General features: G+C 64.4%; 16 protein-coding genes and 1 pseudogene. 11 read left to right on the top strand and 6 right to left on the bottom strand.

Going from position 1 to position 23,937, the window contains the following annotated elements:
- Positions 1-16 precede the first annotated feature (16 nt).
- Positions 17-3,607 (bottom strand): DISARM system helicase DrmA, encoded by a 3,591-nt coding sequence (gene drmA, locus ACSDR0_RS22015; RefSeq protein ID WP_435290745.1) that lies wholly within the window; start codon positions 3,605-3,607, stop codon positions 17-19.
- 436 nt (positions 3,608-4,043) lie between these two features.
- Here drmA and ACSDR0_RS22010 point away from each other — a divergent pair, with 436 nt between their 5' ends.
- Positions 4,044-4,517 carry a DUF732 domain-containing protein gene (locus ACSDR0_RS22010; protein WP_435290744.1) on the top strand — a complete coding sequence of 158 codons (474 nt, stop codon included), beginning with the start codon at positions 4,044-4,046 and terminating at the stop codon, positions 4,515-4,517.
- A gap of 19 nt (positions 4,518-4,536) precedes the next feature.
- On the opposite strand, the pseudogene ACSDR0_RS22005 reads toward ACSDR0_RS22010, so the two are convergent.
- Positions 4,537-5,509 (bottom strand): annotated as a pseudogene (locus ACSDR0_RS22005) (IS5 family transposase).
- A gap of 448 nt (positions 5,510-5,957) precedes the next feature.
- Between ACSDR0_RS22005 and ACSDR0_RS22000 the strand changes: the two are divergent.
- The 6 genes from ACSDR0_RS22000 (at position 5,958) to ACSDR0_RS21975 (ending at position 15,943) form a co-directional block, all read left to right on the top strand.
- Complete coding sequence (locus ACSDR0_RS22000) at positions 5,958-6,605, top strand: RICIN domain-containing protein (RefSeq protein WP_435290743.1); 648 nt, start codon at positions 5,958-5,960, stop codon at positions 6,603-6,605.
- A 388-nt stretch (positions 6,606-6,993) separates the two neighbouring features.
- Entirely contained in the window at positions 6,994-7,818 is an 825-nt protein-coding gene (locus ACSDR0_RS21995; protein WP_435290742.1) for a hypothetical protein, read from the top strand.
- Positions 7,819-8,037: 219 nt separating this feature from the next.
- Positions 8,038-8,592 carry an RICIN domain-containing protein gene (locus ACSDR0_RS21990; protein WP_435290741.1) on the top strand — a complete coding sequence of 185 codons (555 nt, stop codon included), beginning with the start codon at positions 8,038-8,040 and terminating at the stop codon, positions 8,590-8,592.
- A 703-nt stretch (positions 8,593-9,295) separates the two neighbouring features.
- Entirely contained in the window at positions 9,296-12,088 is a 2,793-nt protein-coding gene (locus tag ACSDR0_RS21985; protein WP_435290740.1) for a hypothetical protein, read from the top strand.
- 217 nt (positions 12,089-12,305) lie between these two features.
- Positions 12,306-15,272, top strand: coding sequence for a hypothetical protein (locus tag ACSDR0_RS21980; protein ID WP_435290739.1), 2,967 nt, complete (start codon positions 12,306-12,308; stop codon positions 15,270-15,272).
- A 323-nt stretch (positions 15,273-15,595) separates the two neighbouring features.
- Positions 15,596-15,943, top strand: coding sequence for a hypothetical protein (locus tag ACSDR0_RS21975; RefSeq protein ID WP_435290738.1), 348 nt, complete (start codon positions 15,596-15,598; stop codon positions 15,941-15,943).
- A 216-nt stretch (positions 15,944-16,159) separates the two neighbouring features.
- Here ACSDR0_RS21975 and ACSDR0_RS21970 read toward each other — a convergent pair whose 3' ends face one another.
- Positions 16,160-17,557: a DUF2786 domain-containing protein gene (locus tag ACSDR0_RS21970; protein ID WP_435290737.1), complete on the bottom strand. Its 1,398-nt coding sequence runs from the start codon at positions 17,555-17,557 to the stop codon at positions 16,160-16,162.
- A 330-nt stretch (positions 17,558-17,887) separates the two neighbouring features.
- Positions 17,888-18,184, bottom strand: coding sequence for a hypothetical protein (locus ACSDR0_RS21965; RefSeq protein ID WP_435290736.1), 297 nt, complete (start codon positions 18,182-18,184; stop codon positions 17,888-17,890).
- 210 nt (positions 18,185-18,394) lie between these two features.
- Here ACSDR0_RS21965 and ACSDR0_RS21960 point away from each other — a divergent pair, with 210 nt between their 5' ends.
- Positions 18,395-18,703 (top strand): hypothetical protein, encoded by a 309-nt coding sequence (locus tag ACSDR0_RS21960; protein ID WP_435290735.1) that lies wholly within the window; start codon positions 18,395-18,397, stop codon positions 18,701-18,703.
- A gap of 28 nt (positions 18,704-18,731) precedes the next feature.
- On the top strand, positions 18,732-20,726 hold the full coding sequence (locus ACSDR0_RS21955; protein WP_435290734.1) for a hypothetical protein: 1,995 nt from the start codon (positions 18,732-18,734) through the stop codon (positions 20,724-20,726).
- Positions 20,727-20,739: 13 nt separating this feature from the next.
- On the opposite strand, the gene ACSDR0_RS21950 is transcribed toward ACSDR0_RS21955, so the two are convergent.
- Entirely contained in the window at positions 20,740-21,216 is a 477-nt protein-coding gene (locus ACSDR0_RS21950) for a hypothetical protein (protein WP_435290733.1), read from the bottom strand.
- A gap of 492 nt (positions 21,217-21,708) precedes the next feature.
- On the opposite strand from ACSDR0_RS21950, the gene ACSDR0_RS21945 reads away from it, so the two are divergent.
- Together ACSDR0_RS21945 and ACSDR0_RS21940 are read left to right on the top strand one after the other, a co-directional pair.
- Positions 21,709-22,536, top strand: coding sequence for a helix-turn-helix domain-containing protein (locus ACSDR0_RS21945; protein WP_435290732.1), 828 nt, complete (start codon positions 21,709-21,711; stop codon positions 22,534-22,536).
- Positions 22,527-22,733 (top strand): DUF397 domain-containing protein, encoded by a 207-nt coding sequence (locus ACSDR0_RS21940; protein ID WP_435290731.1) that lies wholly within the window; start codon positions 22,527-22,529, stop codon positions 22,731-22,733. Before ACSDR0_RS21945 ends, ACSDR0_RS21940 begins: the two co-directional genes overlap by 10 nt.
- A gap of 77 nt (positions 22,734-22,810) precedes the next feature.
- On the opposite strand, the gene ACSDR0_RS21935 is transcribed toward ACSDR0_RS21940, so the two are convergent.
- A complete protein-coding gene (locus ACSDR0_RS21935; RefSeq protein ID WP_435290730.1) occupies positions 22,811-23,869 on the bottom strand; it encodes a hypothetical protein in 1,059 nt (352 codons plus the stop codon).
- Positions 23,870-23,937: the final 68 nt, after the last annotated feature.

Genomic DNA, 23,937 nt, shown 5'->3' with positions numbered 1-23,937 from the left:
CCGGGAAAGCCGGTCATCAGGCACCTCCCCCTGCCATGAACGGCGGTTCCCGGGTGATGGCGAGGGGGTCGTCCTCGGGCAGGAGCAGCAGGCGCACTCCCGGCTCGACGTCCCGCAACGAGGTCGGGCAGGTCATCGGCCGCCAGCGCCCGTCCTCCGGGCGGCGCAGCAACCCGGAGGCGTCCTTGGGCAACCCGGCCGCGCGGTCGTTGTAGGCCAGCCGTCGGCCCGGCACCCGGCGTTCGTTGTGCCACTGGTCGAGCCGGGCGTCCAGGTGACGCTCGACCTCGACGCCCACCCCGTTGTCCGCGGTGACCTCCCGGGCCCTGCGCTTGACGAACCGCACCACGTGGTCGGCCAGCTCACCGGCCCGGTCGAACCGCCCGGCGCTCAGGTTGCCGTTGTAGGTGGACTCCAGGTTGCGCACCAGGGAGACCAGCACCCCGGTCAGCCCCCGGTCAACGGCGCGCTCGGCGAACGGTGTCACCGACAGCGCCTCCACGTGCCGGTAGACGGTGGCGTGGAAGTGCTCGAACGTCTCGTAGTGCGACAGGTCACGAGGCCGGGCCCAGTTGTAGACCGTGAACACCAGGCCCGGCGCGGCACGTCCGACCCGGCTGGTCGCCTGGATGTACTCGGCGGCGGACTTCGGCTGGTTGGAGACGACCATCACGCCGAGGCGGGACACGTCGACCCCGACGGCGATCATGTTGGTGGCGAGCAGGATGTCGATCGGGCGGCGCCTGCGCTCCTCGCGGTCGTCGGTGAACGCCTGCTCCAGGTGGTCGAGCACGATGGGGATGTCGGAGGACGACAGCCGGGAGGTGAGCTCCTTGACGACCGGATCCCAGCGGCGGGAGAACCCGCGGTCCTCGGCCCGCGACAGGCGGGTGGAGACGTCGTCCTCCACCATGCGGCGCATCGCGCCCAGGTCGCGCAAGCTGTTGAAATAGCCGACCAGGGTCATGTACGGGTCGGTGACCCGGTTGCGCCCGTATCTGTCGTGCAGGGTCTGGGCCGCGCCGAGCACGGCGACGTACACCCGGATCAGCACCGACTTGTTGCGGACGCCGTGCGCGCAGATGCCGACGTAGCGGCGGCCTGGCCGGTGCCCGGACGCGGCCGGATCCACCGGGCGCTGCCGGGAGAAGAAGTTGTCGCCGATGTCCAGCCCCGGCGGCGGGAAGATCTCGGTGTGCCGGTCGAAGAGCGCCCCGATCTGCTGCTGTGCCCGTCGCACGGTCGCGGTCGAGGCGATCACCTTGGGCCTGACCCGCCTGCCGCCCGGGAGCTCCCAGGTGGCGAGCCGGTCGACGGCCGTCTCGTACAGGCCGGCCAGGGATCCCAGCGGGCCGGAGATCAGGTGCAGCTCGTCCTGGATGATCAGATCCGGCGGCCGGAGCCGGGACACGCCGACGATCCTCGCGGACGGCAGCGCCCCCTTGGCGGGATGCCTGGCCGACGCCGACGACAGCTCCCAGTCGTTGGACCCGGTGTCCTCGGTCACGTATCCGTGCCGCTCGCACCGCTGCCCGACCCGGCCGAACAGTGCCTGGGTCTCGCCGCGCCAGGGGAGCTGGGCGAACTTGTCGACCGTCGCGATGACGAGGCTGGGCAGCAGCCGGTAGATCTCCTCGTCCACCAGGACGACCGGGAGGCCCTCGGGGTCGGTGACGTCGTTGAAGTCGCAGTAGAGGTTGTTGCAGAACACCTGGGTGCGGCGCCGGGTCGGATCGACCACGATGTTGATGCCCGCCTCCAGCACCTCGCCGCACCACGGGCAGCCGGTGAGCTGGTGCGGGGAACCGGCGGCGCGCACGAAGCCCCGCCGTCCCGCCTTGCGCAGCTGCTTCAGCCAGTCGGCGGCGTCGTCGGTCTTGTTGGGTGTCACCCGCGCGCCGACCCAGAGGCCGATCCGGAACGGCGTCGTCCCCCATGTCGTCTCGTCGCCGCGGCGCAAGTGCTCGCACGCGCAGATCAGCGCGGTGGCGCGCTGGAACTGCTGGATGGTGAGCAGCCGCAGGGTGTAGCGCATCAGCACCGCCACGCCCACCGACGGATCGTAGCCGCCGAGCGGCGGGCCGAGCCTGCGGATCGCCAGCGTGAACGCGGTCAGGCCGAGATACGCCTCGGTCTTGCCGCCGCCGGTGGGGAACCAGAGCAGGTCGGCCAGCGCGTCGCCGTCACTCTCGGGGGCACCGCGCTCGGCATGACCGGGATCGGCCAGTGCGGGCAGGTTCAGCAGCAGGAACGCCAGCTGGAACGGACGCCACCGGTGGTTGTCCGGCGTGTCGACCCGCCTCAGCGCCTCCTCCAGGGTAGTGGCGGGGTTCTTACGCCGTACGGCCGCCGCCAGCGTGTGCACGCGTTGCAGACGCATCGCCTCGTTGGCGAACCGGAAGGCCCTCAGCGCGCTCCCGTCGTACGCGTTCCCCTCTGGCGCGTTCCCGCCTTGTGCGTTCCCGTCGTACGCGCTCTCTTCGCCGCAGAGCAGGTCGATCCCGGCCTCGATCCGGTCGGCCGCCCTGCGCGCCGTGGCCAGCACCTCGTGCGGCGTCCTGCCGTACGGATCGAGCCGCTCCCCGGAGTCGGCGAGGCGCCCCTCCTGCCGGTCGATCCAGGAGCGGTATCCGGTGACCAGCGGCGACAGTCCCCTGCGCAGCGCGGCGGCCGGAAGGCGGGCGAGCACCTCCATGTCGAGCACCAGGTCGGCCAGCTCCGGCAGGTCAGGGTCGGCATCCGGGTCGGGAACGCCGGTGAACGGGATCTCGTAGCCCGGCACGGCCCGCATCTCGATCAGGACCGCCCGCATCGGGTCGTCCGGCGCCTGCCGCGCCGTCACCCCCACCCCGTGGCCGACGGCGAACTCCGGGTGGAAGCGGTAAGCCATGGCCAGCCGCCGCTGCTCGGCACGGTCGATGTCGTCGCCGCCGCTGAAAGTGTCGGGCCGGGCACGGAAGATCGGCCCGCCGTCCACGGCGGTGACGCTCATCCGCGCCTGAAACAGCCAGGCCCTGGCCTCCAGGGTCTGCGGTCTGGGCGTGGTGTTGACCAGGAAGACCGAGACCAGCCAGCCGCCGTCGTGACGGCGTGCCCGGCCACGGACCACCACGTGCTCGTCGCAGGGCATCCGCTCCGGACCGAGCCGGCCCTCCCGCAGTGCCAGCCGCACGACTCCAGAGTCGGGGGCCCGCGACCAAACCCTCCCACCGGTCGCGCCCGCCCCGCCCCCTCCCCCCTCGGGACCGTCGACGCGCTCGTAGCGTGCCCAGTGGCCGCTCACCTTCAGCTCGGCCGTCTCACCGTCCACGAAGACCGTGCAGCCCAGGGCGGAGGGCATCAGGCTCGCGGCGGTCAGGACGGACGGCTCCGCCTCGTCCTCCCCCACGTCGGCGCCGTCGGTGTCGGCGCCGTCGTCCATCAGGTCCGGCTCGATCGTCTCGCCCTCGGGGGCGAGCCTGCCCAGGATGTAACGATCGGTCGGGCGCTCCTTGAACTCCTCCTCCTCGTCCCCGAAGGGGCCGTGGAGGTCGTGGACGACCAGCTTCTCCAGCTCGTCCCGGATCCGGGCCTCGTCGGGACGTTCGAGCACCGTCTCACCGCTCATGGCGATCACTGTAGGGGCAGAGCCTGACATTCCGCCGGTGGTCATACGAGACCAGGCGAGCCACTCACGACCCGCGTTCGCCCCAGTGGACGGCACCGGAACCTCACACCCAGAGCTCCCGGCGGTGATGGTTGTGGTGATCAACCCGTCTACCAGGGGCTCTAGAAGCTGTTCGGAGCTCGGATCTAGGTGAGGCCCGATGGCGGACCCTGGGGTGGGAAGTGCGAGAACGGTGGTCGACCGGGTGGGGTTCGGGCCGCTCCGATGATCCTTTTCGGGTGTTCCCATAGGGCATTCCAGATGAATCATTAAATATGGGGCGTATGGTGCACAAATGCATCCCCCGAAACAGCCCTCACAGCACCCTCCCCCCATCGGTCCGCCACCCGGACGGCGGCCAGGCTCACCTCCGCCGCCCAGGATGAGCGGCAAAAGCGTGTCGATCATCATCGTCACCGCGCTTATCGCGCTCATCGCGGTGGTAGGCGTAATCGGCCTACTGGGCGGCCTGACCACCTTGTCAGGCGACGGTGCAGAGAAGGCCGTGGCGAAGCCGGCAGCTTCGACGTCGACGCCCGCCAAGGCGCTTTCCACGGTCAATAACGCCGAACCAAGCATGGAACCGACGCTCACACCCGACCCATCGACGCCCACACCCGACCCGTCGGCGTCGGCACGCGAAGCCGTGTTCACGGCCTCGGTGAAGCAGCGGAAAGCGCTAAAGGACGCCGATTCCTACAAACTGGGACGGCTCGGCTGGAACATATGCAAGGCGCTGGAGGAAGGAAAGGGCTTCGCCGAGGCTGCGGCCCTCGGCACCAGCGGGTTTGACCTGGATACGTCTGAGTACATAACGAGGGTCGCCATCGTCAACCTGTGCCCACAGCAGCGGGACAAAATTCCCGTCTAGGAGCTGCTCAGAGTTCGGATCATGTAGTTGAGGTGAGGAGCTTCAGCCACATGACCGAGCCTCGGAGGTAGAGCCCGGTCTCGTAGCTTTCCGGGGTTTTGTCGTAGCGGGTGGCTAATCCGCGCCAGGTCTTGATCTTCTGGAAACAGCGTTCGACGGTGTTGCGCTGCAGGTAGCGCTGCGGATCGAAGACGACAGGCCGCCCGCCCGCTGATCCTTTCTTCCTCCGGCTGGCCCGCTGATCGCTCTTCTCCGGGATGACCGCGCTGATCCCGCGGCGACGCAGATAGACACGCACCTGGCCGTTGACAGGAGGAGTAAGCCTTGTCCGCGGCCACCGCAGCAGGGCGGGTCCAGGACGGCCGACCCGGCCAGGGATGCGGATCTTGTCCAGGACGGTGATGAACCGCGGGCAGTCAGCGGCTTGGCCAGGCGTGAGCACGAAAGCCAGCGGCAACCCGGAGGCGTTGACCGCGACATGGACCTTGCTGCTCAGCCCGCCTTGGGATCGGCCAAACTCGCCAGCCTTTGCCCGGGCCTTGCGGCGTCGCCGTGTAGCGGCACGATCCTGCTGCGACGTGTCCGCGTCGGGTGTGACCTGTGGCGCATCACCCGCAGCACCGGCGGCTGCTCGGGCAACGGAGCCCCCTTTTCCTCGGTCAGCAGCCTGCCCCAACGCATTCAGGGTCTCCCCGGCCACCGCCAGCCCGGCCGACTCCTAATGGGCCCGCACGATTGTTGAGTCCACACTGACCACCTCCAACCCGACCTGCCCGCGCGAGGCGGCCTCGGCGATCGGCGCATCCATCACCCCCTGAAACACCCCGGCCTTGACCCAGCCGTTGAACCGCGAGTAGAGCGTGGCCCACGGCCCGTAGCGTTCCGGAACATCACGCCAGCCAGATCCCGTACGAAATCCCGTTGAACTGATCACGCATCCGCCGCGGCAACGGCCCGATACCCGCCACCGGCAAATACGGATCGACCAACACTCACTCGGCATCCGTCACATCAAAACGCGCCACCTCCGAGTTCGGGGTGGGACAGGGTGACGAGCACGAAAAGGTCGGCCACAGGTGCCCCCAACTTAGTCCGGGATGTCCGCCGTGAATCCCATTGACCTCCGACCCTTCCGTGAGCGAATGAGAGCGGGGAGTATGGCGCCACCCTTTATTCAAACCTGCCCGCGTGGCGTCGTCCGCCTGCACGGCCGCCGAATCTTGCGGCGAAACGGCCTATTACGGCTTACATAAAATCATCGTTCAATGATGGATAAAACATGAGCGGACGCCGCTGTTGAATTTAGAAAGCTTGTCCTGTAGCGTCCACTCATGATCCTTCTGGGAAATCTTCCTAAAATCTTATGAGCGTTCGTCTACCACGATCGAACCCTGGGCGGATACCCCTTCCCTCTATATGGATTCACAGGAGTTCACTCCCATGACCTCAACGAGGTTTCTCCATGCCATTTTCGGGATCGACGGAAAGAGCCACAACATGAAATTGCCATCGAAGTCGAAGGGCAGGAGCGTCGTCGCGGTGACCACGGGGTTGTTGACGATGACCGTTCTCCAGGCTTCCCCGGCGCGGGCCGACGGAATCTACAGGTGGGAGAACGAACGCAGTAACGGTTATTTGGAGGTGTCGGGCTCCTCCTTGAACGACCATGCGTCGGTTCTCACCTGGCCCTTTAACCCGAGCTCGCTCAATCAGTGGTGGATAGACACCAAGATGGAGAACGCAAGCGGCGGAGGCTATTACAGGCTGGAGAACTACAACAGCTGGAAGGTGCTCGACCGCTGGGACGAAGGGATGTACAGCACCGGTCGGTGCGGCAGGGTGATGCAGTTTTCCGATACCGGGCAGGACTGGCAGAGATGGAAATATCGAAGGTACTGGAGCGCGCACTACGGTCGAGATTTCATAATGTGGATCAACAAATACGGTTGCAACGGTGACCCGTATCATGACGTCCTTACGGCGGACATCGAGGACAGCGCCATGACTTTTCTGCACACCGAAAGTCACTGCGACGACACCAGTTATGGAATACCCACGCACTGCTACTGGAAGAGAGACGGAGTGTAGTGGGGAGGTCCGCCACGAAGATAAAGGGTTCGCCCCGGTCCCCGACACCGCGTGATGCGTCGAATCCGTCCCGCCCTCCCCGCGAACCTTCGAAATCCATGTGTGGAGCCCAACCAGGACGGTCCACGCGAATGAGAAAATGTCATTCACCAATCTTCCGGCATAGAGATCACAGAGGTGAGTCCAGATGACATCCATGCGGCGATTCAAAAGACCGAAACCGGCAACTCTGGTGCTCTGCACCGTTCTGGGCGGAGTTCTCGTTGGTTGCGGCACCGAAACCCATGCGGGCGGCTCCGCCGGGAGGACTGCGGCTCCACCGTCTTCGACACCGGGGATCTCCGCCTTCCCCTCACCCACGGGACCGAGTTCGACTCCCAAACCCAAGGTGATCGACGAACCAGTGGTGGGAGAAATACCCAAGATTTCCGACAGCGGCAAGATCCCCATGCCGCTTGACCCGTACACGAGCTCGATGATGGACCTGAAGACCATCGACGTGGCCCAGGAGGCGGCAGCGGCGGACTGCATGAGGGCTCTGGGACACACCGGGTGGACCGCCAACATGCTGCGCACGTGGGACGAGGAGAGCTACAAGGAGTTCGACTTCTTCGAGTACATCAACCCGGAAGAGGCAGCGAGATCAGGTTATCCAAGGCCTCCGGCCGAATCGACGCTCAGGGTGACCGACGGCGAGAAGGCTCCGAAAAAGTCTCCCACCAGCCGGGAGGTGGAGGCCTTCGAAGGAATCAGGACCGGGACGACCACCGACCGCGCCGTCCCGGAGGGAGGGTGCCTCGGGGAGGGGCAGCGAAAGGTCCGCGACGAGGCGCTTCCGATCGACGCCCGTTCCCTGGCCGCCGACGCACGAAAGTCCGCGATGCAAGACAGCCGGGTGAAGGCCGCACTGGACTCCTGGCGATCCTGTATGCGAAAGAACGGCCTGCAGCAGCACCAGGACCCCGTCATCCTGCGCTTGAACTTCCTGTGGGTGTCCCGTAAGGCCGGTACGCCGGCAGATGACCGGGAGAGGCAAACGGCCGCCGTCGACGCGCGATGCCAGCAGGAGGTGAACCTCGTCGGCGTTTACAAAACCGTGCGAGCCGCGTATGAGGCCCGGCTGGTGGACGCCAACAAGAGCAAGCTGATCCAGAAAAAGGCGATTTTCGAGGGATGGGTGAGAAACGCGGAGTCCGTCCTCGCCGGAAGGTAGCGAGTCCCCTGGGCATGGGCCCCGCGATCAGGCATCACTACTCCGGCCCCGCGGACGACGGGGGTATGTACGCCGCCGGGCGGCGGTGAGCGACGTCCGCCGTGAGACCTTCAGATGCCGTTCGGTCCACTGCTCAGCGGCCCCATCATCCGACCACCCTGAATGACACCTTGAAAGGATGGAGAAATGAATCCGCGTTCAGGACGAAAAGCCAAACGCGTGCTCTTCACGATCGTGGCGCTCGTGACAGCCGCGACCATCGTTCCGGCGACCTCGGCGCAAGCCGACGGAATATATCGGTGGAGGAACCAGGCTACCAATGGATTCCTTGAGGTATGGCTCTCGTCTACGGAGGACATGGCCAGAGTCATCACCTGGGACGGGCCTCCGTCGAACAACCAGGCGTGGGAGGACTATAAACTCGAGGACGGCGACTATAGTCTAACAAACTACAACAGCCTAAAAAAGCTCGACCGCTGGGACACGGGAGTAATCGACTACGAGGGAAGATGCAGCTATGGAATACAGTATCAGGGGAACGGCCAGTCATGGCAGCGCTGGAAGTACCGTAGAGTCTGGGACGATGGCTACCGGCGCGATTTCATCATGTGGAAGAACCAGGCGGGCTGTAATGGCGACCCGCACCACAACGTTTTTTCCGCGGAATCCGCCGGCAGCATGTACACAACTCTGTACCACACCGAACATTGTGACTACACCGGCGGACCGTACACGCTCGTCGACTATTGCAAGTGGAAAAGAAACGGGGAGTAAGGGTCCTTGAACGCGGCCGGTCGTCGCCCGTCCACGCATCCCTGAAATCTTTTCAAACCCATACTCCCGGTTACGGCGGACACAGAGCCCGAGCGTGCCCGCCGTGACCGGACATCCAGAATGAACGGGGGCATCCAGCGCGCTGGGGTACGCCGGGATCGTCACCCTCGCCGACAATGCTTGCCTAGGCGCTGAAGGTCTGGTCGTCACGCCACACATAGGCGTGATGTTCATCTGGCCTTGACCGCCTGCGCATTGTGCAACATTCGTCACTCTAAGTTGGCATGACATCGCCGGAAGTGCTCGGAATGAAAGTTCCGGCTTCGAGAGTCGTTCCCGCTCCTCCATCTCACTTTGGTGGTTCCTTATGTCACGTACGGTACCGAAGAGGTTGACGTTCATTTCCGGCGTGGCCGCCGTACTTCTTTTCGGGGCGCTCATGCCCCTTCAGGGAAGTGCGGCGGCCGACCCGTTGGAAGCACATGTTCAGGGAGGGGGGATTGTCAAGTCAGCTTCCGGGATGCCACCGGAGATCTCGCAGGTAGTTCCCGGCCAGCGAGATCGTCTTCTTCCGAAGCGGTGGAGGACGTCAAAGGATCTCGCCTTCGCCACGGCGGGTGATTCCACCGGGTTTCATGTCCTGGTAGCACGGGGGGACGCCGGCTACCAGTGGCGCACGGTCGCCACGCTCAGCGAGCCGGGGATGGACACCGACCAATGGATCGGCAATGCCTGCCTGACCGGGGCGGGCAACCATGTGATGGTCGTCTACGCTCCGCGCCATTTCACCAACAGGCCCGAACTCTTCGCGCGAGGAGCCTTCGCGGCGGTGGTCGACATCGACAGCGGAGCGGTCGTCAAGCTCCAGGATCAGGTCACCCTGGCGTACTTCAACCCGGGCTGTGGTGCGGATGACACCGTCGCGCTCACTCAGGGGGCTGACGAGAAGCACCGCACCAGCCGGCTGCTCCGGGTGAAGACCGGCGAAGGCCGAACCACCGACCCCGTCGTCATTCCGGGGCAGATCACTTCGGCGGTCCCTTATAAGGACGGTTACGCGGTAGCCAGGGGCGCCGCCCTCGTCTCCGTTTCCGGCTCAGGGAAGCTGAGGACACTGGCCGAGACCGGCTCCGTCCCCTTCGACATCCGGGTGGACGAACAGGGCGGGATCGCCTTCGCCGAGGAGGCTGCGGGTCGTATGACCGTTCGTTACCACCACGGTGGTGAGACCAGGACCCTGGCCGAGGGCGATCTGGGGGAACTCTCGATCCGCGCGGGCAGCGAGGGCAGGGTCTTTCTCGTCGGCAGAGCGGAGAAGGTTCGGAAACTTCCCGGCACGATGGCCGTCCTCACCGCTCCGGCCACCGGTCAGGTCTCCTCCCAAGGTGAACTCGTCGTCACCAGCGCAGCTCGGCGCGGCCTGCGGGAAGGGCTGCGCGGGGATCCCAGGGACACCGGAATCGACGGTGTCGGCAGAGACGGCGCGGTCGACGGAGGCGCCGAACGAATCGACGTGAAAGCAGAGGTCCCCGAGACGAGGGCGAAGCTGAGCTTCGAGATGGTGCCGAAAACAGGATCCACGCCGACGGGTCGTGCCGGCACGGTGATGAATCCCAGACTCGCCAAGATCACGAAACAGGCGAGGAAGGCCGAGGACGGTCCGCAGCAGAGCATGGCCGCGGAAGATCCGATCGATACGGGCTACACGTGTGCGGTGCCACGTAACGACGCGAAACTCCAGACCTATCAGCCCCACTGGCGCCAGGTGGAGTGGGCCGTCGATCAACTGGTGCAAAAACGGCTGACACTGAGCCGGGGCCCCGACTGGAAGAGATCGGGACTGCCCGCCTGGTCACCGCAGACCATGTTTCCCGCCGAGGACCTGCAGGGCGGAGGACGGGTTCCGACGAACATCATGCTCGGCATCCTGGCGCAGGAGTCGAACCTCTGGCAGGCCCAGCGGCGGGTCTCCGAAGGTGAGACGGGCAACTCGCTGGTGGGCAACTACTACGGAGTCAACGTCTATGACAGCGATCCTTCCAACGACTGGACGATCGACTTCTCCAAGGCCGACTGTGGATACGGCATCTCCCAGCAGACCGACGGGATGCGCAAGGCCGGTTCGGAGCGGCCCGGCGAGGTGGCCTGGCCGCAGGACAAGCAGAAGGCCGTCGCCCTCGACTACGTCACCAACATCGCGGCCGGCCTGCGCACGCTAACGCAGAAGTGGAACCAGATCCGCACCGACACCGGCGGACAGATGATCGCCAACAACGGTGACTCCTCCAAGCTGGAGAACTGGTACTTCGCGATCTGGGCTTACAACTCCGGCTGGCACCCCAGGGCGCAGGCCAACGGTAACGACGCCGAAGGCAAGCCGAACAACGGCGCCTGGGGGCTCGGCTGGACCAACAACCCCTCCAGTTCCATCTGGAAGCAGGGACGCCACCCGTTCCTGGACGGCAACGCCTACGCGGACGCCGCCACCCCGCAGTACTGGCCCTACCAGGAGAAGGTGCTCGGCTGGGCGGCCTGGCCCATCACCAAGACCTACTGGGACACGAGTCTCAATAAGTACCAGGAACAGGCGGGCTACAATCCCGCCTGGTGGAACGACACCCTCCATCGTTCCGCGATAGTCCCGGTGATCCAGCAGGCGAACCTTTCCGTCGTCGATCTCAGCGCGTTCTGTGTCGCGCCGGGAAGCTCGGGCGGGGATCACAACGACTGCCGGCCCGGCACCGTCAATCATGAGGACCCGGCCTCCACGCCGCGGGGCACGTGTCTGCGCGCAGACTTCAAATGCTGGTGGCACATCCCGAAACTCTGGAAGAGCTGCCCGGTCCAGTGTGGGAACGAGGGCACCATCCGCTACTCGGACCCTTCCTGGGCGTCCACCGAACGCGAGGAACCCAAGGATCTCTGGTATCCGTGCCTCACTCCCGGCCTGCCGTCCGGCGCCCTCATCGTCGATGACGTTCCCCGTACCGCTCCCGCCGTGCGAGGCGATTGCGACAACATGGGCTGGACCAACTCGGGAACCTTCACCCTGGAGTTCGGCAAGGACTCCGCGGGAAAGGTTCCCGCCAAGGCGGACTTCCAGCAGCTCGGCAACGGTTTCGGCGGCCACCAGTGGTTCGCTTACACGCGCAACGCGGGCCACAACGGGGCGGTCATGAGAGTCACCGGCACGTGGACTTTGGACCAGCAGGTCAACGGGCTCAGAGAGATCTTCGTCCACCTGCCGGACCACTATGGATACACCAGACAGGCTCGATACGACGTCCACACCGCCCAGGGCATCAGACCACGAGTGATCACGCAGCGACCTGTCAAGGCGAACCCCGGTCAGCGGGCGAACCGCTGGGTGGCCCTCGGTGTGTTCAATTTCTCCGGCTCGGCGAAAGTGTCGTTGAGCACTCTCAACGGTAACGGCGTGGGAGACGAAAGCGTGGCTTTCGACGCGATCGCCTTCGCCCCGGCCTCCTGTCCATGACGTCTCCCGAGCGTCGGCGTAATCAGTCTCACGGCCGGAATCTCCCTCGGCGTTGTCTCACGTGACTTCTGACATCGATTTCGAATGGCTTCCCGGACCTATAGCGCCTTTACCGGCAGGCTGGATCGGCATCCCACTGACGAGTGATCTCGTTCCTCGCCTCTCTTGACAGGTGGAAAATCCATTGTTCTCAGCTGGGAATCGTTTCCGGACGCGTGTGGCGACGTTGACGGTGATCGGTATGCTCGCGGCTTTCCTACAGTCGTCCACGGCGCCCGGCGCCATGGCCGGCCAGTCCCCGGCTCCGGCGCCGGTGGGCGGGCCGGCGCGACCGCAGCCCCCCGACGAGGCCAGCGCTCCAACGGCGTATCGGCCGGTCGAACGTCCGGAAAGCGAATTGCACAAGAAGCTGGCAGGGCAGAAACCCGATTTCGGTGACGACGACCCGCTCTCCAAGGCGTGGAAGCACGGAGAGATCAGCGTCGACGAGTACGCGCGTTACTCGGTCGAACGCCTCACGCGCCCGCAGAAGGTCCCAAAGAGACTACGGGCGCAGGAGGGAGTACCGCACGAGGCGGGTCTGGCCCTCCACTACGCATTGTCGCTGGCCGAGCGGCAGGCGTCCCCCGAGACCAAGGCATGGCTGAAGGACGCCTTCGAAAGCCCCGGCCCGATCACGAGGCGGCCTTCCGTGTCACCGGAGTCCGCCACGCCGTCCGCGGCGTGGAACGAGTGTGGTGACGCCTTCCTCTACCTGGAGCAGTATTTCTCCTGCGTTCACACCGAGAACACGACGATTAAGTTCGAAATCTATTACAACGTCGACGGTCTCACCTCGGAAGATGGGGTCCAGGCTGTGGACGGCAACGGGAACGACATTCCCGACGCCATCGACGCCATCACCTTCAATCTTGTCAAGGCGTGGGAACAGTACGAGTCCTGGGGATACGACATCACCGGCCAGGGAGTCCAGGTGGCCGTCGGATTCGATTTCGGTGGAGTCAATCCCAATCATCCGGGCATCACCATTCCCACAGGAGGGCCCGGCAGTGACACCGGAGGGCCGGTGATCCTGCTTCCCCCCGATCCAGGCGACCCGTTTCCGTCGACCCCCGGCACGCGGCAACATTGGAGGTACACCTACCTCCCCTACCACGAGATGTTTCACGCCGTGCAGTATCACTATCTGTCCACTGCGCACCTGGGTGCCAACCTGACGTCCATCAACTGGTGGATGGAGGCCACCGCTGAGTGGGCTACCCACGAGATGTACAAGAAGATCAACCCCTTTGGCCCGAAGCCGGACGCCTACGCGCAGAACCTGGCGTTGTTCCTGCGGAAACCCGAGCAGGCGCTGAACGTGGCGTTCTCGCCGTGGAGCCCGAGTCCCAAACGGCAGTACGGGGCATTCATCCTGGCGAATTATCTGACCGAGGCGACCGCGTTCGACTTCGTACGGCAGACCTGGCAGGTGATGGAAGACAAACTTCCGCTGGAGGCCATCGACCAAGTGCTGACCGGCTATGGCCGGAACCTCAAGAACGAACTGGAGGGCTTCACGGTCGCCAACTACCGACTGGGGGCCAAAACAACGAATTTAACCGCTTTTCTCGGTGCCGCTGACGGCTACAGTGACCCGCACGCCCCCAGTGTCTGGCGTGACCAACTTTCCCCCGACAACCGTCCCGCTCGTGCCGTGGAGACGGCCCTGGCCTGGGGAGGGTCGGCGGAAGGACTGGTACCCGCGATCCAGCCCGGAGGCTCCTCATATTTGGAGTTCACCCCTCCGGCTTCAGGTAACGGGCAACTCAACATCACCGTTACGGGAAGCAACAGACATTCACCGCCGGATTTCCGCTATCTGCTGGTCACCTGGTCGGGGTTGTCGGCGCGGACTCCGTTGCAGTGGTCGCGGGCGACCATGTCCGAGAGCACCGGATCCGCATCCATTGCCCTTAATTCAGGGGAGGTCGCCACTCTGATCATCGCCCGGGTCGACACGGTCGCCGCGTCAGCCGGTCCGGGCAACGACGCCAACGACGAATCGGTGAACTGGAGCGCCTCCCTGGTCACCGAACCCGGGCCGCAGATCAACACCGCGTTGACCACCATGTTCAAGACATACGGTGAGAACGCCAAGTGCGCGGACTGGAGCGGTGGTGACGCGGCCCAGTCCCTGCCCCTGCCCGACGGGAAGCGGGCGTGGTTCTTCGCGGACACCTTCCTCGGTGATCCCGCGAAGCGATCGACCGGCAACGAGACCAGCTACATCCGGAATTCAGTGGTGATCCAAGACGGGTCGGCACTGCGCACAATCACGGGTGGCAGTACCTGCCGGGAGACCGACCCCAGCACGGATTTCTGGTCTCGGTACGCGAAGACCCCGGCGGGCGAGGGAGGTCAGTACTGGACCGGAGACTCAAAGATCTTCGGCAACGAGATAATCAAGTTCTACTATGAGGGCATAGGCGACGAGAACACACGCGGCGCCTATGCCAGGTTCTCGGCCGACGACCTTGAGACGCAGAGCGTGGTCAACGCCACTCCCTCAAGCCTGCAGGATTGCTCTGCCAGAGCTCCATACCCGATCATTTGGGGGGCCTCCCTCCTGGACCACGACGGATATACCTACGTCTACGGCTGGGAGGCCGACGGGTCTCAGGCCGAGAAACCGCTCTACCTCGCACGCGCACCCGGTTCGACCCCTTCTGGCCTGGTCGACCAGACCCGCTGGCGATACTACGCCGGCGCAGGTAGCGGAGGATCCGCGCAATGGGTGGAATCATGCTCTGCGTCCAAGCCTCTGCTGCCGAAGTCGGAAGTGGATTTCAGCGTCGTTCACATCAACGGCCTGTTCTGGTTGGTGCGCCACACACCCGCGTCCCAGGCACCGGGAAAAATCATCGCGACACCTTCCAGGACCGCATGGGGATTCGGGTCGGAGATGGTCGATCTGTACACTCCGCCGGAGACGACGACCAACCCCCAATATTCCACCATTTATGGAGCGAGAATCCATCCGGTAATTTTTCCCAACGGCCGTAGAGTCGCTATCTCCTACACCGTGGGCACGAGCGCGATGAATTCAAGCTGCCGAATTCGCGGCTACTTCTTCCCGGATGCCTATAGGACGCAGTTCATTGATGTACCGACAAGTGCGTTCTTTTCTTCGAAGATCCCGTGACCGGTCGTGCCCGGGCGGTTTCGATGCGACCGTAGATGATTCATCGCGCCGGAGAGGCTCCGTCCCGGCCTCTCCGGCGCGATGGCGGTGAGAAAGTGCCGGCGACGCGTGATAACTGACCCCGTGGTGATGCCAGAGCGTCAGGATTCAAACGTCGTCGGCAAGGAGACAGCGAACCGCGACTCCGGCCGACTGTAGTGTGTTCCAAGGAGAACCGTGTCGCCGATCCTGTGCTTCCCAGACGAACAGACCGTCACCCGGCTCGTTGAAAGAACCGGCGGGCACCACGGGTGAACATCGGGGACGGGAACGAGGAGGTCGTCATGAACGTACCCCGTGGCGCATGCCCGACGCTGGACCTCCTGTGTTCGGCGGCTCTGGCGGTGATCTCCATGATTTTTCTCGGTGCGTGTACGCCTCGGGACGGCGAACAGTTTCACATCTACAATCGCACCGTGGAAACCGTCACGATCGAACACAAGGTCGGTGGCGGCTCTTTCGCCACTCTCGCACCGGAAGAGGTTACGAGCCGGGGCCTTGCCGAGGATATGTGTCGAGAACTCGAACCGAAGGAAAGCGGCTGGCTGGTCGCCACCGGCACCGAGAGCGGAAGGACCTATACATACGGTCCGCTCCTGTGTAACGGAAGAACCTGGACAATCGGAAAGTGAACGACGCGGTGACCGAGACACCGCGCCCCTCCGCGGCCTGGGTCGAAATGTAGGCGAGCAGGCTCACCACCTCGCGCGGGAGGATCAGGGCGTCTTCGTGGCCGAGGTGCCGGCGACCTCGCAGCGGAACCGACTCGTTCTGCTGCCGCCCGCCCCGCCGACACCGCTTCCTTTGTACCTTCCTCGACGTGCCGGCAATGGCTCGGCGGACTCCGATCAGCCGGTGACTTCGGTGCCGCCGTGCAGGGTGGCGAGGTCGGCGGCGGCGCGGCCGGAGAGCCAGCCGTCGAGGTTGTAGGACGGGGCCACCGGGCGTGAGGTCAGCTGGGGGAACATCTCGTCGACCGCCTCGTCGACCGCCTGGTCGCGGGCGGCCAGCACGGGGAGCAGGTCCGTGCCCGAGCTCGCGGCGGCCTCGCGCACCGCCTCCCCGGTGGCCTCGGCCAGGCGCTCGCCGATCCGCTGGGCGTAGGAGGTGAGGAACGACTGCCGGAAGGAACGGGTGGTGGAGCGGCCATGGCCGTCGCGGTGGGAACCGGCGTGCACCATGGCGGTGGTGGCCTGCACCAACAGCGAGGTGAACAGCAGTTCTACCGCGTCCAGATCGGCGGGGAAGCCGAGCACGGTGGAGAAGCCGAAATCACTGCTCCATATGGCGCGGCAGCGGTTGGCCGCGGCCACCGTGTCGACCAGCACCGCCTTGGGCCCCTCGTAGGGGGCCTCGACACCGATCCGGCGGCCCGCGGGCTGGTCGGTGGCGCTTTGGCCGTGTGCTGCGGCGGCCAGCAGTGCCGAATCGATGCTGTGCTTGGCCATCAGCCGCTGCGCCGCCGCGGTGAAGGTCTCGGCCTCGGCGGGGAACTCCGTCGACTCGGCCTTGGCCAGCAGCGCCCTGACCCGGGTCAACATGCGCTCGTCGACCGCTGGGCCGCGTCGCAGGGTGGCGTGCCGGGCGGTGCCCGGCGGCGCGATCAGCCGCTCCAGCCGGGGAAGGGTGGCCAACAGGCAGATCAGCTGGAGCAGGAGGGTGACCAGGGCGGCCCGGTCCAGGCGTTCACGCTCGCCGCGTGCCCGTGGGTAGTCGTCGCCTTCCCACCAGACCTTCGCCTCCAGCGCCGACAGCTGGCCGTGCCATTGGGGGTCGACGGTGACCGCGGCATACTTCTGTGCCTCGTCGGCGATCGCGTCGGTCAACAGCCGCACGTGCCGGGCGCCGAACTCCTTGCGGGCCATCCGCGCGACGTCGGCGGGCTGCCAGCCCCGCTGCCAGACGTCGGCCAGATCGTGCCGGAGCGTGGCGGTCAGCGTGCGGTCGGCGACGCGCCGCCATCCGCTGACTCCGGGCCGCTCGACCAGCGCCGCCGCGCTTCGTTCGAACCCGTCGGTGTCGCCGTCCAACCGGGCGTGCACCGCCTGCGACACCAACTGCTCGGCGAGCACGGCGGGGCTGAGCGACCAGGACTGATCGAACGGCGAGAACCCGGCCTTGCCGGGGAAGCCGAACGGCGAGAAGTCATGCGGCCCGGCCCCATGGGGAGCCCCTGCGTCCCTGGGCTGCCGCCGCTTGCGCTCCTTCTCCTTGGCTTTGCGCCGTTCCCGGTTGGCCTTGCCCATCGTCGGCTGCTCCTTGTTTCCGCTCGCTGGAGATCTGCGTCGTTCCGGGTTGCCCGCGACGCCGGTGAACCGATCACGGCCGTGTGGATCGCCGATCGCGCTCGGGCCAACCCGAGCCATGATGGCACCGACACCGCTGTTCAGACTGCCATCCGCCGTGTTCGGCTGAGGTCGTGTTCGAGGGCTTCGTCGGTGTCACCGGGGTCGACGCGGTGGCGATCCGGCACGGAACCGACTCGTTCCACTGCCACCCGCCCCGTCCGCTCTCACCGGTGCGGCGGGAACGCGGCCGACCCTGCCGACATGGATGATCGAGGCGGAAGCGTGTGGTCAGCGGTCCGGTTGCTGGAGGCGCCGGATCTGGAGACGCAGCTCTCGTTCGCGGTGCTCGCGTCGTTGCTCGCGGCGTAGTTCCGATTCGTCGGCGCTCTCGCGGTCCCAGCGCGCCCGGGTCCGCCGGATCTCGTACAGGGCGACACGGGACAGCCAGATGATGCCGATCACGACGGCCATGAGGACGGTCACGTGACCGGCGAGGAATAGCACGAAACCGGCGACGAAATATATCCAGTACGCGGTCTTGACGGCGGTTTCTATGGTGTCGATGTGTTTTTCGAACAGCGTCATGCGTTACTCCGATGGTGGTGGGTGGAGTAGTCGCTCTGGCATGAGAGGGAATGACCGAAATACCAGTTCCGTCCGCTCGTGTGGTCATAGACCCACCGGCGGAAGCGCGATACCGGCCGGGTACGGGACTTGCCGACTTAGACGATCAATACCTAACCTGGTATGCGACTTTCTCCTTCATTACGGGGTCACGAAAAGGGCGGGGGTGGCGTGGCCGAGCGGATGGTGCCCAGTCCCCGGCACGAACGGCTGAGGCAATTGCTCGTCGAAGCCGAATACCGGGCCAACGAGGTGCGGCAGGCCTACCAGCGCGCCTCCTCGGCGATGCGATCCGGACAGGTGTGGACGGGGCCGACGGCCGCCACCTGGACCACCGAATTGGAAGACCGGCACCAGCGGCTGGGACGGCTCGCCCAGCACGTGGTGGACGCGGTCGAGGAGGAGCTGCGCCGCTCCCCTCCGCTGGTGACCGAGGCCGAGGCGAACGCCATGCGCCGGGAGATGGCCGGACGCACATGACCGTCACGACCATGAGGGGGACCGTTCCATGGCATCGACCGCCGAATTCTGCGGCATCGACCCCGAGCAGATGGGTCAGCTCGCCACCTCCCTGCGCGGCGCCGCCGACAGGCTGACCGCGTTCAGCAAGGAGTTCGAGGGAAAGCTTCGCGAGAACGGGGTCGAGACCCCCGTCCTCCGGGAGATCAGCGACATCGCCGACTGGGGCGGGAGACAGGTCTCCATGCTCCACGGCCGGATCGACCTGATCAACTCCCTGGGTGAAGGTGCCCCGGAGCTGGGCGACGCGGGCGGCACGGCGTCGGTGGCGGCGGGCGGGCGGGGGCTCATCCGTCTTCCCGACGAGCTGAAGGACTACGACCTCGCCCAGGGCCTGGCCAGGATGTACGGCGAGGACATCCTCGTTAACTTCCACAGCGACCTGCAGGCCAAGCTCATCCACGAGCACATCGACGACGTCGCCAAAATCGCCGAAAACCCCCAGGCCGCCGCCGCCTTCTTCGCCCTGCTGTCTCCCAAGGTCCGCGACGCGCTGCCCAGCATCATCGCGGCCAGCGGCAGCAAGACCGCCAAGCAGGACCTGGCCACCTTCAGTAAGGCCCTCGGCGCGGCCCTGAACGCCCCCACTCTCGTCCCTGCCTTCGCCAAGGTCAGAGAAGACCTGGTCAAACCGGTCGACGGCAAGATCGTCGCGTGGAACCGGCTCGCGCTGCTCAAGGGCGCGAACGCCCCCTCGTCCATCCGCAGCGCGGCGGCCCGCGCGCTGGCTCTGGACGAGTTCGCGAAGAGACCCGGCCAGGAGTGGCGTGCTGGATCCCTGGGTGGCAAGAAGTACGACCTGCCTGACGACCTGGTCGCCATGGGCCTGGAGGTGCTCGACGGAGACGGCTCGGCCGTACGGGATGCCTTCGCCAAGATGGGCGGGGCCGACGTCAAGCTCAGCCAGGTCGACAAGATGAAGCTGTTCCTCGACTACGCCAAGGGCGTCGGCACCGGAGACGAGGTGGCCGACGCGTTCGGCCGGGCAATGGAGGCGGGCACCGAGGCCAAGACCGAAAAGGCCGGCCAGCACAGCCCGGAGGCCGCCACCTTCGCTCTGGACCTGATAAAAGTCGCGGGCTCCTTCGGCTCCGACCTGCCATGGCCCGCCAAGGATTCCATGGGCGTGGTCGCGAATTCGTATGTCCATGAGATGGTCTCGGGCGGACGCTTCGACAGGGCCGCCGACCGTTCCTCCGGCATGCAAATCCCCGAACATTGGAAATCCCTTCCTGGAGTGACTCCCGCTTTCTACCTAAGCCCCGGCGATACTTCTCAATTCATGAAGACCTTCGTCGGTGAGGACAAGGTTGCTGATGCGTTTGACTCGGCTGTGGCACGGTTCCGCCATGACACACTGCTGACTTCCGCTCGCCTGGATGCACAGAGCGACAATAACTATTTCCGCGACGTCTCGATGATGTTCGGCGATTTCGCCAGTGTCACGTTCATGACGGCGGTAGACGTGCTCGGCGAAGAAGACGCTATCTCCGATATGACCCGAGATATCACCAAGAACACCGTCGGTTTGATGCTCGGCGGGCTTAGCTTCACGAAGCCGGTATTCGAAGTTGGCTGGCAGTTCACCCAGGCTTACATCGTCAGCACCGCATCGGATATGTGGGCCGACAGTTTCGAGACACAGGTCCAAGCAGCCACCGAGACCCGTGCCGACCTAGCCAAACGCATGAAGTATGAAATGGCATATCTTCTCCATAGCGGCGGTTACCCAACGAGTGAACCCCCCAAGGAACTCCTCAGCACAGCCACAGGCGCTCTCAAAACGTATGACGAATTTATGGCCGAGGCTAAGCATGATGCCACTGGCGGCAAAAAATGGGAGCAGGTACTCCAAGAGAAGCTAGCCGTTTACGATAATTGGATGGACGGCAACGGTAAGCTCGATGACAAGATTGAGAATTCCTCAAGGGTTCAGACTAGCGACCTGGCCGAGAATCTCTTGAAGGCCCGAACCCAGGACTGACGAGACAATTTCTTCAGCGCGGCAGGCAGGCGGTCTGCACGTGCAACCGCCAGGTTGGGGTCTCTGGCGCAACATAAACGTTCACGACAATCCCCACTTCCTTGCTACCATAAATAAACCGCCCCTCTAGAGCATCAACCTGGCTAATGTCGTGTTCCAGCTTATAGCCTAGAATTTGGGAAAGAGTATTTTCTATGAGCCTCTGGGCCCCGTCTAAATGGGAGTCCAGATCCTCCTCCTTGCCACGTTGGTAATCTGCCGTTGCTCGTAATACCCGCCTGAATCCGTCCTTGGCACAGGGAAGATCCTTGTCTGGGCGCTGTAGGATGCGCAGTTTTTTGAGCGGGTTCTTGAAGACGTCGTCGGTTTCTAGTCGCTGTGTGTCCCTCTGCAACTCCGCTGCTGCTTCCTTCAAAGATGGTCCGGAAGCGCATCCTGAGGCCACCATCATCAGCGCTAGACCGAAGGCGAGTAACCAGGTGGAGCGCATTTGGGACCTCCGGGGGTGGTGGGCGCCGGGACGTATCAATCTTTACCCACCCGGCACGCGTTCGCCACACCCTTTCCATACTCGTTCGTCAGGCAAGGGGAGTTGCCAGGTCACGCCGACCGCTGTCGTCAGCCAGGGCAGGGGCATGTCCTCGCGGGTTGAAGCCGTGATCCGCTCGGCCGGCGGCTCGCTCGTCGTCATGGTTTCGCCTTTCGAATGCTTTCCGGTGCGCGCGACGGGAGGCCGAAAGATGGCTATATCATTCATATCCGGCTCGATTCGCCTCCGGCTAGGAAATTGGTTTACCGCTTTCTTATCAGCACTTTCATGAGGAGGATTCCTGTGCCTAGAATGCCTTATCGGTAGTCGACCGACTACTGGATAGGCAACCCAGGATAGAGCGGACCATGACAGCCGTTGGTTTATCTGGACTGGATTTGATATCACCGACTGACCATTAAGTCCGTTTTTTCTAATTCGGGAGGAAATGAAATGGATGAGGTGCTGCCCCTCGACCCTGGATCCCCTCGCGTGCGGTTCGGCGCCGAGATGCGTCGGCTGCGGGAGGCCGCGCAGCTCTCGCAGTCCTCCGTGGCCCGGCGGCTCGGCTGCACCCAGACTCAGATAAGCCGTCTGGAGGGAGCCACCCGCACACCGTCGAAGTCCGACGCGGAGAAGCTGGACGAGCTCTTCAAGACCGCTGACGGCAGCGCCTTCACTCGCCTCCGTCAGCGCATCCTGGCCCAGCCCGGTGGCCCGATCTGGTTCCAGAGCTGGGTCGAGGAGATCGAGCCGACCGCCCTCGTCCTACGTTCCTGGGATCCCCTCCTCGTTCCCGGCCTTCTCCAGACGGAGTCCTACGCCCGCCACGTTCTCAGCCAAGAACCCCGAATGACCTCTCAAGAAGTGGAGGAACGCATTGAGGCCCGGGTTCAACGTCGCTCCATCCTGGAGCGGGACGATCCGCCCCTGTTCCTGACTCTCATCGACGCCAATGTGGTGCACCGTCCGGTTGGGGATTCTGAGGTTATGCGCGGCCAGCTCGACTACCTATTGGAGGTTGGCCAGAATCCCGCTGTTTCTATCCAGCTTGTCGATCAGAGATGCCTGCCAGGACTCCTGGGAGCTTTTATGATCGCCGAGCTTCCGGACGGGCAACCAGATGCCATCCATGCCGACTCATCGGCGGAAGGGCATGTCTCGACTGATTCCAGTCTTGTGGCCTCAATATGGAACCGATATGAGGCGATACGGCGATGGGCTTATCCTGATCACATGTCCCTCAAGATGATTGAAGATGTGAGGCAGGAATGGACCTGAGAGCCGCTGTGTGGCGGAAGTCATCACGTTCCGGATCGAACGGCGGTCAGTGCGTCGAGGTGGCCGCCAACCTGCCCGGGGTAGTTGCCGTTCGTGACAGCAAGAACCCGGATGGGGCCAAACTGCTCTTCGCCCCTGCCGAGTGGAAGTCGTTCATCGGCGGCGTCAAAACCGGCGCGTTCGACTCTCTGACCTGATCTTTCATCCCCTCGGTTCATCGACCATGACGCCTCCGGGCTGCGGAGCGGCAGCCGGGAGGCGTTGGAGGAGAGCGTCAGAAGAGGGCACCGTCCGGGGGAAACAGGCCATCGTCGAGCAAGGAGTCGGTCTCCTTCGCCGCCGAGTTCGGGCTTTCCGCGTGGCTCGTGGCCGGTGAGGCAGGGCCTGCCGTGGCGGCGGGGGTTGTCTTCCTGGCTCGGGCGGTTTTCTTGGGCTTACGAAGGCCAGTTTCCGGCTCCTGCCGATGGCGGTAGTGGTTGAGGACCAGAAGTTTGTCGAGGATGTCCAGTCGAGCCTGCGGGCCGATCGTCCAGCGGGTGCCCTGGCCGTGATCATGGAACCCGTGGTCCAGGACGACGTCGGACCAGGCGGGTAGGGGCGCCTTCGCTTTTCGGACCTCGTAGTCGCGGATGGCCGATTCCCGCTCCTCGTCCAGTGCGTACGCCTCAAGGACGGCCTCGTCGATCTCGACGTGTAGTTCCCTGATCCGCTGGATCTCCGGGTCGGACCGAGTCGGGTCGTTCACCAGGTTGTAGAACTTGGTCAAGCCGAGATCGAGGTCCAGCATGAGCTTGCTTCGGAACTCATGTAGCCCGGCTCCAGCCCAATCCATCCGCTCGGTCCGCGTCGCTTGAGGAAAAGCTTCGTAGACATCAGACGGCGAGTAGTTAAGGTCCGTCTTCATCGTTGATGACCGTTGCCAAGCCCATTGGTTGTGGAACGCACTGGAAAGCAGAGCAAGATCGGCAGATCTATCGGTGGCAAAGACGCCGAGCTTGTGCGCGAAAACCTGCCGTGCAGGCACAAAGGCTGGCATCACGAGGCGGCTTACCAAGGCGATGACAAGGACACGATCAAAGTCCGCGATGGCCTCATACAGTTCGAGCGTAGGACGCGTGAACCGCCACCAGATTTCCCGGCGGCGGCGATCTGAATTGCGGGCACGCTCGGGCTTGACGTCTCGTTCCACAATCGCGAACGGCTCCGCATACTCCCGCGCCTTCTCGATCGGCCAGTCCCGGAAATTGATCACCCAGCGACGCCCCGAGCAGTCCGGCCGGGAGTTGAGGTCCTCCCCGTTGAGGTAAGGAAAAAGCACTTCCCGGTACTGCATTCGTAGATCTTGATTCGTTTGGCCCCGCCAGGGGACGTAGTTAGGCCATCGTCGGTGCGTGACGTGCG

The organism is Streptosporangium sp. G11 (assembly GCF_051192615.1).
Taxonomy (GTDB): domain Bacteria; phylum Actinomycetota; class Actinomycetes; order Streptosporangiales; family Streptosporangiaceae; genus Streptosporangium.
Note: the sequence above shows the minus strand (reverse complement) of the source record. Positions and strands in the feature narration are given on the sequence as shown.